Below are 11,891 nucleotides of genomic sequence, written 5' to 3'. Positions count from 1 at the left end.
ATCATAGTATCCACCCACACTGAAATTGATACTATAATTATACAATAAAAAAAGGATAGTTCCTTCAAATAATGAAGGACTATACCTTTTAGATTATGAACATTTGGAGGACTTTTTCAGTGGCCTCGTTACTTTTTGGCCTCTTTTTTTTCTGTACTCAATGGGACGGTTCTTCCGCTTCCCTTTTCTAGTTTTGCAAAAAAAACGGAAACAGGAGAACCGTCCCATAGCTTTCCTTACATCCCTGTCTTATACTTTTTTTCACTTGAAGACGTATTTTTTGTATCATGCTTAGCTTTTTCTTCTCGTAGCTCTTCTTTCAGATCTTCCATAGGGATTGGATCTACATTTAATTCACTTTCAAATTTATCAAATAAACTTTCATTTTCCGTTGGATATTGCTCGGGATTATCCATACTTATTTGTGCATTATTCAAACCTGGTTCTTTTTTATCTGCCATTATCTATCACCTCCCTCTATTAGTAGTAATACCCGAGTTTCATTTAAAGTACTCAAAAAGGACGGTACCTCTAGTATTTCTAGTTCCACTTACTAAATACAAAGTAAAAAAGGATTTAGGAGCATCAGCGCACTATCTACCATTAATCCCCTATTTAATTAAAATAACTATTAAGTTATAATAATTATAAAAGGAGGCTGGATAATGGCTAAACAAGCATTAGTAAATAAACAAAAAAGAACGGCTAAATATAAAGTACAAGAATATACAAGATGCGAAAAATGCGGCAGACCTCATTCTGTTTACCGCAAATTTAAATTATGCAGAATTTGCTTAAGAGAATTAGCCTACAAAGGCCAAATTCCTGGACTAAAAAAAGCAAGTTGGTAATAAGGGATTTAGAATAGTCTTCACAGGGATAGTTCTACCTTTTCCCTATCTTTTTGCTTCTATAAAAGCGGAATCAGTAAAACCGTCCCTCTGATTCCCTCCTCCCAAATACAAAATAATTCCATTTCTTCCTATTACATTTTGGTTTAATCTACTTCAAAACGTCTATATAAAAGAAAAAGGGAGGCGTTTATAGGTATGGTTAAAAATGAAGATTTGAAAAACAAAACGGTGGATCGTGATTTTAAAATTACGGAAGAGCAAAAAGAGAAGCAACAAGAGAAGAAAAAAGAGGATAAAAAGGATAAATAATTTAAAAGGGTACTGGCTCCATCGGAGATTCAGTACCCTTTTTATAAACACAATTTACTTATCAAACCTTGGTTCTTAAACTTACTTCCCCTCTACCACTTCTCTTAATATTTCATAAGAGCGTTTCTGCTTGTCAGGGTCATAAATATATGAAACAGCCATGATCTCGTCCACATTAAAGCGTTCTTGAAAAGCTGTAAGCTGCTTACGAACCGAATCTTTACTTCCCAATAGAGTAACACTTGACATTGATTTGGCCATTTCTTCTTCCTGTGGGTTCCAAAGTCCATCTAGGCTTTCCACTGGTGGCTGAAGAGGCATTTGTGTACCACGTATTACATTAAGGAAAAACTGATGAGTGGATGTCTGTAAAACAGCAGCCTCTTCATCCGTTTCAGCAGCAATTAAATTTAAACAAACCATCATATAAGGTTTATCTAAATACTTCGAAGGCTTGAAACGATCACGATAAATCTTAATTGCATCTGCCATATATCTTGGCGCAAAATGAGATGCAAAAACATAAGGCAATCCTAGGCTTGCCGCTAAATAGGCGGAATCAGTGGAAGAACCAAGAATGTAAATCGGTACATTGGTTCCAACACCTGGATGGGCTTTTACATACCCTTGATCTTCTTCTGGCCCAAAATATGTCAGAAGAGCATTAACATCCTCTGGAAACGTATAGACAGAATCCTTTTGCGATCTTCTCAAGGCGCTTGCGGTTAGCATATCCGTTCCAGGAGCTCTCCCAAGCCCTAAATCCACGCGATTTGGATAGATTGTCGCCATCGTTCCAAATTGCTCTGCTACAACTAGTGGAGAATGATTAGGTAGCATCACTCCACCAGATCCTACACTAATACTATTTGTATGTTCAAGCGTATGCTTTATTAATATTGCTGTCGCCGAACTAACAAGTGTAGCTGTATTATGATGTTCTGCAATCCAATATCTTTTATAACCCATTTTTTCAGTTGCTTGAGCTAAATCCACTATTGATTCAATGGCTTCTTTAGAATTTTGTCCCTCGCGAATAGGAGCAAGGTTTAGTACAGATAAAGGTATATTTAAATTTGCCATTTTGCAACGTCCTTTCATGTTGAATTCATTCTTTATCATATCAATTGCTATCCTGGAAACAAACTAATCTGCTTGAATTTCACTTTATCAAGTAAGCCATTCTCCTCAATCCCCCTAAAAGTTAGAGAAATGTTCCCCCACCATCTATAGGCATATAACAAAAGGAAATGATACCTAACATAAAGGGTTGTTAATAGTGTATTATGGTGGATTTATGTTATATTATTTACTTAGGAAAAAAAATGTAGATAATAAACATTTTCAAAATCGGAGGAAATAGAAGATGAACCGAAAATTAAGAAGTATTAAGGAATTATTCCTTTCGCTGGGTTCTTCAAAGAAGGAAAAGCTAGTTAAAATAAGTGTAATGATACCTACATACAACACAGATCCAGAAGCTTTAGATCGTTTAATTAAATCTATCGATGCTCAAACAATGAGTATGGACGAATATGAAATCATCTTTATTGATGACGGATCTACAACCAATATATATGAAGTTCTGAAAGAATTAGCAACAGAGAGATCTAATATAATTGTTCAGCAAATTCCGAATTCCGGCTGGGGAAGCAGACCGCGAAATGTAGGAACTAAGTTAGCAAGTGGTCATTATATTCTTTATTTAGATCATGATGATACAGTTTTCCCTGAGACATTCGAGAAAGTTTATGAATATGGGATTGCAAATAATGCTGATGTTGTAAATGCTAAAGAAGTTCGAACAAAAGGATGGTCTTGGGGCTGGGATCAATTTAAAGAAAATAATCCTTCAGCTGAAAAACTTGGCATTCAGTCTCTATTACCAATGACACCACATAAATTTTACCGTAGAGAATTTTTATTGGAAAATGATATAACGTTTAATGAAGGTGCTAGAGTCTTATGGGAAGATGTTTACTTTAATACAAAAGTTTTTTCATGTGGTGCTAAAGTTGCCATTTTAGCAGATTATCCTTCTTACTATTGGATTGATACTGGAGCAAATAACTCTAGCAGTTTTGGAAGAGACCCTCATGAAAAATGGGAGCAAATTCGTAAATTAATTACATTTTTTACAGAAACCATTTCCAACAAAGAAGATCTCGATTTTATGTTAAAACATTGGTATCAATCGAGAGTTCTTGGAATACTAGGTGCATGGCTGCTTGATAAATCCGAAGATAGAATCCAGATTGAATTTGACTATGCAAAAAAAGTGGCAGAAGACCTGATTCCTTTATATATTGATGATGAACTAAATAAAATAAATCAATTACGTTCTTATTTATTGCGAAATAATAATTTAGAAGCTTTAAAAGAATTAGCTAAAAATGATAAAGGAATAACCGCTAGACCTTATGCTAAAAATGTTCAATGGCAAGATGGATTATTGACATTAGATGTTGAAACAGAAATGTCCGTTGACGAAAAGCGTCCTTATTTGTTGGAGTATACGGAAGAGAGAATTTTCAGAGCTATTCCTTCTGATTTAAAACAAATCATTCCTGATCACTATTTAGACCTAACCGAAGAAATAAAGGATAATTCCTTTAAAGCAAGTATAAAGGATCGAAATACAAGAGTTACTTGGGAGACTCCCGTATCTTCTTCTCGTGTTGAAATAAGGCATTTACCAGAATCTAAAATCACTTTTAAAGGAAATATGCAATTTAGCATTAATATGGAAAATGCAGCAATGGGTTCTCCTTTAAGAAAAAGTCCATGGGATATCGCTGCAAGATTTTCCGCTCTTGGTATGACTTTCCATCGAGGAATTGTAGGGTCAGAAGGGTATATTGAAGCAGCCCTTGTTAATGGAAGAACCGCCGTGTCCTATACAAATAAATCCCAATTACTTAGCCTTGATATCGGAAGTAAGGTTCATAGTATTGTTAGTGTTGCAAATCCCCAAAATGAGGATTTGCAGATTGAAAAAGAAAAAGATCAAAGGACTATTACAATTGAGTTACCAAATGTACAAGTCTTTGGTGAAACGAAAATAAAAGGATCGATTATCTTAAAGGAAATGGGAGACGGAGATAATAACCAAGAAAGGAAAGTAAAAGCTTTTCTTATTGGCGATGGAAAACAAGCGAAAGTAGTAGCAACATTTGATATTCCAGTCGGGGAATACTCCATTACCACCGTTTTTGAAGGCAGAAAATCTAAACTAGATTCTTTAATTCTTTCTATATCTTAACAAACGAGTATATAAATATTTCAGAAACAATCCTCCAAAGCAATAAGGGCCTGTCTAATAGTGAAATACACTATAAAGACAGGCCCTTTTAGCATTTAAAAGCTAACTCTTCCTATATTAATAATTATCTTCTTACAAAGTATACTGCTTCTCAAAATAATTCTGATATTCGCCGCTAATGATTTGCTCCCACCATTCTTTGTTGTCTAGATACCATTGAATCGTTTGGGCAATCCCAGATTCGAATGTATAGGTTGGTTTCCAACCTAACGCTTCAAGTTTAGTTGGATCAATCGCATAGCGTTTGTCATGACCTAAGCGATCGGTTACGAATTCGATTAACTCTTCTGACTTGCCTAATGTACTAATGATTGTTTTTACTACTTCTAGGTTTGTACGTTCGTTATGACCACCAACATTGTACACTTCGCCATTTGCTCCTTCATGAAGCACTAAATCAATTGCCGCACAGTGATCCAATACATGCAACCAATCACGAATGTTTTTACCGTCTCCATAAACAGGAATCTTTTGATCATTTAATACGCGAGAAATCGTTAATGGAATTAACTTCTCTGGGAAATGGTATGGTCCATAGTTATTCGAACAACGTGTAATATTAATTGGCAAGCCAAATGTTTCATGGTATGCACGAACAAGCATATCAGAAGATGCTTTACTTGCACTATATGGACTATTTGGCTGTAATGGCGTATCTTCTGTGAAGAAAGTTGTTGGATCAAAATCTAATTCTCCATACACTTCGTCTGTCGATACATGAACAAATTTCGTTACACCGATTGCCTTTGATGCATCTAATAATACTTGCGTACCGAGCACATTTGTCACGACAAAGATTTCCGGATCTGTAATCGAACGATCCACATGGCTTTCTGCAGCAAAATGAGTCACATAATCAAACTGTTCTTTTTCAAAAAGAGCTGTTATTGCGTCTCGATCGGCAATATCAGCCTTTACGAAATGATAGTTATCCTTCTTTTCGATTTCCTTATGCTTCGTTAAATCACCTGCATAGGTTAATAAATCTAAGTTATAAATATCGTAATCTGGATATTTATTGACCATATATTGCACAAAGTTTCCGCCGATAAAGCCTGCGCCACCTGTTACTAATACTTTCTTTCTTGCCACCTTAGTTCACCTCTTCTTGTAATTCAGCGATATATCGCGTTAATGCATCCTGCCATGCAGGAAGGCGGGTAAAGCCATTCTTCTCCAGCTTGTCCTTTGACATACGAGAGTTCTTTGGTCGAACGGCTTTAGTCGGATATTCTTCCGTTGTAATACTATTTACTTTCACCTTTTTTCCTGCTACTTGAAAAATTTCTTTCGCAAAGTCTGCCCATGTGGTAAAGCCTTCGTTCGATGCATGATAAACTCCGTACTTCTCTGTTTTTACCATATCTAACAAAAGCTTCGCTAAATCAAAGGTGTACGTAGGCGAGCCATATTGATCCCCTACTACATTTAATTCGTCTCTTGTTTCAGCCAGACGAAGCATAGTTTTAATAAAGTTATTGCCATTTATGCCAAATACCCAAGAAATACGAACAATAAAGTACTTGTCCAATAGGGACTGAACAGCTTTTTCCCCTTCATACTTTGTTAATCCATAGTAACCAACAGGATTCGCTGCATCTTCTTCCGTAAAGGGCTCTGTGCCTGTGCCTTCAAACACATAGTCTGTACTAATATAAATGAATGTAGCATCCACACTCTTAGCCGCAGCTGCCAAGTACTTTGTTCCATTCACATTGACATCCAAACAAGTTTCTTTATCGTCCTCTGCGTTATCCACCGCCGTATAAGCAGCACAATGAATAATCGCATCTGGCTCCACGTTATGTACATAGCTTTTCACTTGTTCTTCTTGCGTAATATCCAGTTCCTTGTGACCAACACCAATTATTTCAAATCCGCGCTTTTTTCCTTCTAAAACAACATCATAGCCTAATTGCCCAGAATACCCTGTCACTAAAATCTTCATTTAGTCTCACCAATAATAAAATTATGTTCAGCCTCTTCCAGCAATGGAGCTTTTTCATCTTTCTCAGAAAGAACAGGTGTTATGTCTAATGGCCATTCAATGCCAATAGCAGGATCATTCCAAAGGATGCCTCGATCACAATCAGGAGCATATAGATTGTCCACTTTATACTGCACTTCCACATCGTCCGTAATCGTCATAAATCCATGAGCGAACCCTTGTGGGATTAATAGCTGCTTTTTATTTTCGGCAGTAAGTTCGATTCCAAACCATTTGCCGAAAGTTGGACTATTTTTGCGAATATCTACTGCCACATCATAAATAGCCCCTTTTGTACAACGGACTAATTTTGTTTGTGCCTTCGGGTTTAATTGATAATGCAAGCCTCGAAGTGTTCCCTTCGTTGCCGAAAAGGATTGATTATCCTGTACAAATGAAATATCGATGCCTGCTTTATGGAAGCTCTCTTCATTGTATGTTTCCATAAACCAACCACGATGGTCTCCGAATACTTTTGGTTCGACTACTTTTAGCCCTTCGATAAATGTTTCTGTTATTTGCATGGTAAAGCACCTCAAATCTAGTTAATATTTAATATCGCCTTTTGCCACTTTTAATAAATATTGCCCATACCCTGTTTTGGAGTAGAGATTTCCTTGTTCGATCAGGGAATCATTCGTAATCCAGCCATTAATATAGCCAATTTCTTCTGGTGCAGCAATTTTAATCCCTTGGTGATCTTCAATGGTCCGAACAAAATTGGATGCCTCTAATAAACTTTGATGCGTTCCAGTATCCAACCATGTAAAGCCTCTGCCTAATAGCTCTACTTCTAATTCTTCTAATTTCAAGTACGCTTCATTAATGGAAGTAATCTCTAACTCCCCACGATGAGAAGGCTCCACATTTTTCGCAATCTCCACAACACGATTATCATAAAAATATAAGCCTGTTATCGCGTAATTAGACTTAGGAGCTTCCGGTTTTTCTTCCACGCTCAAGACTTTTCCATCTGCATTAAATTCCACTACTCCAAAACGCTCTGGATCCTGTACATGGTAGCCAAATACCGTTGCCCCTCTCTCCTTTTGAGCAGCACGTTGCAGAAGTTTTCTCATTCCACTACCATAATAAATATTGTCCCCTAAGATCATCGCAACAGAATCATCCCCGATGAACTCTTCGCCAATAATAAAAGCCTGCGCTAATCCCTCTGGTTTTGGTTGCACTTTATATTGTAAGGTAATCCCAAATGGAGAACCATCGCCAAGTAGTGCTTCAAATCGAGGTGTATCCTCTGGGGTAGAAATAATTAAAATGTCTTTGATTCCCGCTAACATTAAAGTAGAAAGTGGATAATAAATCATTGGCTTATCATTAATAGGTAATAACTGTTTACTTGTCACTAAAGTAAGTGGATATAGCCTTGTTCCACTTCCGCCAGCTAGTATAATTCCTTTCATTTAAGAAATTCTCCTTTTCTTTTAAGCATGCAATTTATTTTACCCTAAATATATGACAACTTATATAAATGTAATCAAAATATAATGTTTAACTTGTAAATATGGATAAAAGTTGAAATACTACATATAAAAATTAGCAATAAAGCTAGAAAAAGTCAAAATTTATTACAAGTAGAAACCCCAAACTTACTTTCTTTCATACCCAAGAAATAGTGCAGAAAATAAAAAATACCACATTTTGTTTTGTGGTATTTTTTAATATAATGAAAAAAGCTCTATTAAGTAGACTCTTGTTTATAAGAAAAACTATTCCCACCTTTTTCTTTCACTTTATATAATTCTTTATCCGCCTGTTTAAATAAGTCCTCTATATTACAAGGGGAATGGGGCGCATAAAAGGAAATTCCTATACTAGTCGAAATCTCCAATTCATTTCCACTTATCAACATTTTTTTATTCACTATTCTGAGAATTCTACCAGCTATCGAAAACATCCTCGAGTTTACTTAATTCCGGCAAGACAATCGTAAATTGATTCTTATTTTTCGCCTTTAGAAGTTCTAAACCAGTTTGATTAATAAAGCTTATTTTTTCGTCAGTAAGTATGACGATGGCTTCAGGGGCAGCTTCTACCACACGTTCAAACTTTTCCTCGCTTTCCTCTTGTTTTTTCAAAACTTGTGTATATTCCGTTACATCCTTGTAAGTGCCAACAGCTAAAATAGTTCCTTTATTAACAGGTCTATACGTAGCAACTACGTCAATAAGAGCACCATCTTTACGCATTCACTGTGTTTGAAAACTCGGAATTCTTTGCCCACTCCTTAAATCCTCTAGAAAGTAATTTACTTGTTTTAGATGAAATTCTGGATAAATAGGGGATGTAGATAGCATAATCATTTCTTCTACTTTCCACCCAAGCATCTCCTCAAAGGCTGGATTTCCCTTTAGAATTTCTCCATTTGATTAATCATAAAGATTTCCTTGAATTCTTATTGATTGCACATAGTTTCTCTATAATAATATAAGAAAAATTTCCTAATTATTGAAGCTTTTTAAGATAGCTTATTTTTTCCTCATTTATAAAACTACAATTGGTTAATAACGGATTTTTACGATATTGCACTGAAAATTTATTTAATAGTTTGGCAAAATAATCTCTTTCTTTATTCTTCATTACAAATTGGATACCATATTGGTAAATATCATTTACTTCATGTTTCCAGACAATATGTCCAGACATTTCTACATTCTCATTTAATATAAATGTTTCAAATTGTAAGTCAATATCTGGTCTAACAGGTAAATCAATATGCGAGAGAATTCTTAATCCACCAATTCCTATATCTTCAATAAGAATTTCGGTTTTCCCTAACTTAACTTTTTTCCCTTTAATAGATACTAAAGACATCGTTGCCTGTAAGGGACGCAGTAAATTAATCCGATAGAAATTCCTTCTATTTGTCATATCTTCCCTCTCCCATTGTGGATCTATTGGTTTTAAAATCTTGTTTTGCAAAAAGGATTGAAATTCTTCTTCTCCAACTGATTTACTAAATAAAAATCCTTGTATTTCATCACATTCTTGTTGCTTTAATAAAGATAATTGCTCCTTTGTTTCTACGCCTTCTGCGACAATTTTCATATCCAATCCTTTTGCTAAAAAGATCATCGATTTGACAATCATCGCATCCTTTTTGGAATCAGTTATGTTCCTTACAAAAGACCGATCTAACTTGATCGTATCAATTGGATATTGTTTTAAATAAGTTAACGAAGAATAACCCGTTCCAAAGTCGTCTAATGCAATACGAATTCCAATTTTTTTCAATTGTTGAACAGCTAATGTGACAATTTCTTCATATTGTATTAAAGTAGTCTCTGTTATCTCAAATTCGATTAAGGAAGGATCTGTATTCGTTTCTCTTAAGGTGTGAATAACATTTGGAATAAAATCACTTTTCAATAATCTTTGCGCTGAAATATTAATAGAGATAGGTACAATAGGTAGGTTCATGCTTCTCCAAATGGAGATTCTGTTACAAACCTCTCGAAAAACCCAATCACCAATAGGTAGAATCAACCCATTTTCTTCGGCAATGGGAATAAATTCTCTTGGAGAAACATATCCCCATTCTGGATTTGCCCATCGTACAAGCGCTTCTGCACTTACCATTTTACCAGAAGACGCCTCTACTCTAGGCTGAAACTGAAGAAAAAATTCTTTTTGATCTAGTGCTTTATATAAATCTCTTTCTAGCTGAAATTGCTTGAAGGAAGATATATTTAACAAAGTAGAATAAATTTGATAATTGTTTTTGCCCATTTCCTTTGCTCTATGCAAAGCAGCGTCTGCTTTTTTTACTAGTTCTTCTTTTGTTTGTCCATCAATTGGAAAAGTACTGATACCAACACTTGTCGTTACAAACAATTCATATTCATCGATTATAAAAGACAGTTTCATGGAATCGATAATTCTCTTTGCAATCGTTACTGGAAAGTCTGGTTGCTCAAAATCCCAAAGCAGAATACCGAATTCATCTCCACCAAGTCTTGCAAATAAATAATTAGTCATTTTCAGCTTCCGATCCAACCTTGTTGTAAATTGTTGTAATAGCTTATCGCCAATAACATGACCTAGTCTCTCATTAATCTGTTTAAATCTGTCTAGATTCAAATATAGAACAGAAAAATTTTGATTATTTCGTTGGGAAGTCTGAATTATTTCTTCCATCTTTTCATCAAACATTCGTTTATTAGACAAATCAGTTAAATAATCGTGATAGGCTAAATGCGTTATTTTTTCCTTACTTTTCTTTAAAAAAGTGATGTCTGAAACAATTCCATCTAATCTTTTTACATCTCCTGCCTTATCTAAAACAGGTATCGTTTGATCTTGCACCCATTTTATTTCTCCTTGTTTGGAGATAATTCGATAGGTATGAGTAAGGGATTCACCATGCGATAATTTTCCCCTTAATTGTCTATAGTCTGATAAATCATCTGGATGAATAATAGACTCCCATTCCATTTCCCTCATCTCTTCTGTGTTATATCCCGTAACAAATTTAACACCTGGGGAAGTTAGCAGAAATTTATTTTTTACAACATCAAAAGACCAAATGCCAACCTCTAAATTATCATAAATATTTCTAAATCTCTCTTCAGCTTCTACTAACTTATTTTCTGCAACTTTTCTTTTTGTTAATATCTTGAATAACTCCTACATATTTTATCGGACGGGAATTTTCATCCAAAATCAATTCTGCTTGAACAAACACATAAATAGTATTACCATCCATTCTTCTAATTCTATATTCCATTGTGCAGCTTTCTCTATTCTTAAGTGCAGTTTCGTAGATGGAATCGAAATATAGACGATCTTCTGGATGAACGAAGGCCACTATTTTCTTATAGGTAGGAGTAAACATTTTCTGATCAATTCCATATATTTCATAAATCTGCTTTGACCAATAAACTTGATCTTTGACAATGTCATATTCCCAACTTCCGATCTTTGCTACTTGTTGGGCTAATTCAAGATTCTCTTTAACTTTCAATAACTCTTGTCTATTCTTTGTCAACAAGGTTATATCTTTTGCAATTCCATAAATGCCAAGGACTTGCTCTTTTTCTCCCATAATTGGAATATATGTAATTTCAAAGTTTAGTGTTTGACCATTCCTATGGATTATTTTAGCTTTGAAATTTTGACTTTCTCCACTTAATGCCTTATTTATATAACTTTTTCTAATATGTTGATGCTTTTTTATATAAATTTTACTAACGTTTTTATCCAAGTCCTTTTTTTCATACCAAGTATTTGTTTAAACGATGGATTATAATGCAATACTTTTCCATGGATATCCAATGTAAATACAATATCCGGATGTTTTTCAAATATGGCATAAAACGTTTCCTTGTTTAATAAATATTCTAAGTTACCTAATTTTATAGGGTGCTCCTCTAATTCTATTTTTTTATCTTTGGCTCTG

Annotated in this window: 14 protein-coding genes; 2 read left to right on the top strand and 12 right to left on the bottom strand. The window is 34.8% G+C overall.

All coding sequences use genetic code 11. The features are described 5' to 3' along the window. Window positions 1-236 precede the first annotated feature (236 nt). Window positions 237-461, bottom strand: coding sequence for a hypothetical protein (locus ACWNMZ_RS24600; RefSeq protein WP_349205367.1), 225 nt, complete (start codon window positions 459-461; stop codon window positions 237-239). 204 nt (window positions 462-665) lie between these two features. Between ACWNMZ_RS24600 and ACWNMZ_RS24595 the strand changes: the two genes are divergently transcribed. Further along, on the top strand, window positions 666-851 hold the full coding sequence (locus ACWNMZ_RS24595; protein WP_031538499.1) for a type Z 30S ribosomal protein S14: 186 nt from the start codon (window positions 666-668) through the stop codon (window positions 849-851). 393 nt (window positions 852-1,244) lie between these two features. Here ACWNMZ_RS24595 and ACWNMZ_RS24590 read toward each other — a convergent pair whose 3' ends face one another. Beyond that, the gene (locus ACWNMZ_RS24590) at window positions 1,245-2,246 is read right to left on the bottom strand and encodes an LLM class flavin-dependent oxidoreductase (RefSeq protein ID WP_349205366.1); all 1,002 of its coding nucleotides are present in this window, start codon (window positions 2,244-2,246) and stop codon (window positions 1,245-1,247) included. A 283-nt stretch (window positions 2,247-2,529) separates the two neighbouring features. On the opposite strand from ACWNMZ_RS24590, the gene ACWNMZ_RS24585 reads away from it, so the two are divergent. Further along, complete coding sequence (locus ACWNMZ_RS24585) at window positions 2,530-4,425, top strand: glycosyltransferase family 2 protein (protein WP_031538495.1); 1,896 nt, start codon at window positions 2,530-2,532, stop codon at window positions 4,423-4,425. 132 nt (window positions 4,426-4,557) lie between these two features. Here the strand turns inward: ACWNMZ_RS24585 and rfbB are convergent, their stop codons facing one another. The 10 genes from rfbB to ACWNMZ_RS24535 all read right to left on the bottom strand — a co-directional run bounded on the left by rfbB (window position 4,558) and on the right by ACWNMZ_RS24535 (window position 11,851). Then, window positions 4,558-5,577, bottom strand: a complete 1,020-nt coding sequence (gene rfbB / locus ACWNMZ_RS24580; protein ID WP_349205365.1) for a dTDP-glucose 4,6-dehydratase — start codon at window positions 5,575-5,577, stop codon at window positions 4,558-4,560. A 1-nt stretch (window position 5,578) separates the two neighbouring features. Beyond that, a complete protein-coding gene (rfbD, locus tag ACWNMZ_RS24575; RefSeq protein WP_349205363.1) occupies window positions 5,579-6,433 on the bottom strand; it encodes a dTDP-4-dehydrorhamnose reductase in 855 nt (284 codons plus the stop codon). Then, window positions 6,430-6,996, bottom strand: coding sequence for a dTDP-4-dehydrorhamnose 3,5-epimerase (gene rfbC, locus ACWNMZ_RS24570; RefSeq protein ID WP_349205362.1), 567 nt, complete (start codon window positions 6,994-6,996; stop codon window positions 6,430-6,432). Before rfbC ends, rfbD begins: the two co-directional genes overlap by 4 nt. Before the next feature lie 21 nt (window positions 6,997-7,017). Further along, window positions 7,018-7,896 carry a glucose-1-phosphate thymidylyltransferase RfbA gene (rfbA, locus tag ACWNMZ_RS24565; protein ID WP_349205360.1) on the bottom strand — a complete coding sequence of 293 codons (879 nt, stop codon included), beginning with the start codon at window positions 7,894-7,896 and terminating at the stop codon, window positions 7,018-7,020. A 278-nt stretch (window positions 7,897-8,174) separates the two neighbouring features. After that, complete coding sequence (locus ACWNMZ_RS24560) at window positions 8,175-8,357, bottom strand: diguanylate cyclase domain-containing protein (RefSeq protein WP_449598945.1); 183 nt, start codon at window positions 8,355-8,357, stop codon at window positions 8,175-8,177. A 13-nt stretch (window positions 8,358-8,370) separates the two neighbouring features. Beyond that, complete coding sequence (locus tag ACWNMZ_RS24555) at window positions 8,371-8,682, bottom strand: PAS domain-containing protein (RefSeq protein ID WP_031538484.1); 312 nt, start codon at window positions 8,680-8,682, stop codon at window positions 8,371-8,373. After that, window positions 8,683-8,820 (bottom strand): hypothetical protein, encoded by a 138-nt coding sequence (locus ACWNMZ_RS24550; RefSeq protein ID WP_109769103.1) that lies wholly within the window; start codon window positions 8,818-8,820, stop codon window positions 8,683-8,685. Between the two features lie 118 nt (window positions 8,821-8,938). After that, the gene (locus ACWNMZ_RS24545; RefSeq protein WP_349205368.1) at window positions 8,939-11,107 is read right to left on the bottom strand and encodes an EAL domain-containing protein; all 2,169 of its coding nucleotides are present in this window, start codon (window positions 11,105-11,107) and stop codon (window positions 8,939-8,941) included. After that, the gene (locus ACWNMZ_RS24540) at window positions 11,076-11,696 is read right to left on the bottom strand and encodes a PAS domain-containing protein (RefSeq protein WP_349205357.1); all 621 of its coding nucleotides are present in this window, start codon (window positions 11,694-11,696) and stop codon (window positions 11,076-11,078) included. Before ACWNMZ_RS24540 ends, ACWNMZ_RS24545 begins: the two co-directional genes overlap by 32 nt. Beyond that, window positions 11,666-11,851: a PAS domain-containing protein gene (locus tag ACWNMZ_RS24535; RefSeq protein ID WP_353964062.1), complete on the bottom strand. Its 186-nt coding sequence runs from the start codon at window positions 11,849-11,851 to the stop codon at window positions 11,666-11,668. Before ACWNMZ_RS24535 ends, ACWNMZ_RS24540 begins: the two co-directional genes overlap by 31 nt. Window positions 11,852-11,891: the final 40 nt, after the last annotated feature.

The organism is Niallia sp. Marseille-Q9988 (genome assembly GCF_976954375.1).
The sequence above is the reverse complement of the archived record's forward strand: the minus strand, read 5'-3'. Positions and strand labels throughout refer to the sequence as shown.

Excerpts from the sequence above, each read along its gene's own strand:
- ACWNMZ_RS24600 (WP_349205367.1), bottom strand. The coding sequence starts at position 461 with ATGGCAGATAAAAAAGAACCAGGTTTGAATAATGCACAAATAAGTATG.
- ACWNMZ_RS24595 (WP_031538499.1), top strand. The coding sequence starts at position 666 with ATGGCTAAACAAGCATTAGTAAATAAACAAAAAAGAACGGCTAAATAT.
- ACWNMZ_RS24590 (WP_349205366.1), bottom strand. The coding sequence starts at position 2,246 with ATGGCAAATTTAAATATACCTTTATCTGTACTAAACCTTGCTCCTATT.
- ACWNMZ_RS24585 (WP_031538495.1), top strand. The coding sequence starts at position 2,530 with ATGAACCGAAAATTAAGAAGTATTAAGGAATTATTCCTTTCGCTGGGT.
- rfbD (WP_349205363.1), bottom strand. The coding sequence starts at position 6,433 with ATGAAGATTTTAGTGACAGGGTATTCTGGGCAATTAGGCTATGATGTT.
- rfbC (WP_349205362.1), bottom strand. The coding sequence starts at position 6,996 with ATGCAAATAACAGAAACATTTATCGAAGGGCTAAAAGTAGTCGAACCA.
- rfbA (WP_349205360.1), bottom strand. The coding sequence starts at position 7,896 with ATGAAAGGAATTATACTAGCTGGCGGAAGTGGAACAAGGCTATATCCA.
- ACWNMZ_RS24555 (WP_031538484.1), bottom strand. The coding sequence starts at position 8,682 with ATGCGTAAAGATGGTGCTCTTATTGACGTAGTTGCTACGTATAGACCT.
- ACWNMZ_RS24550 (WP_109769103.1), bottom strand. The coding sequence starts at position 8,820 with ATGCTTGGGTGGAAAGTAGAAGAAATGATTATGCTATCTACATCCCCT.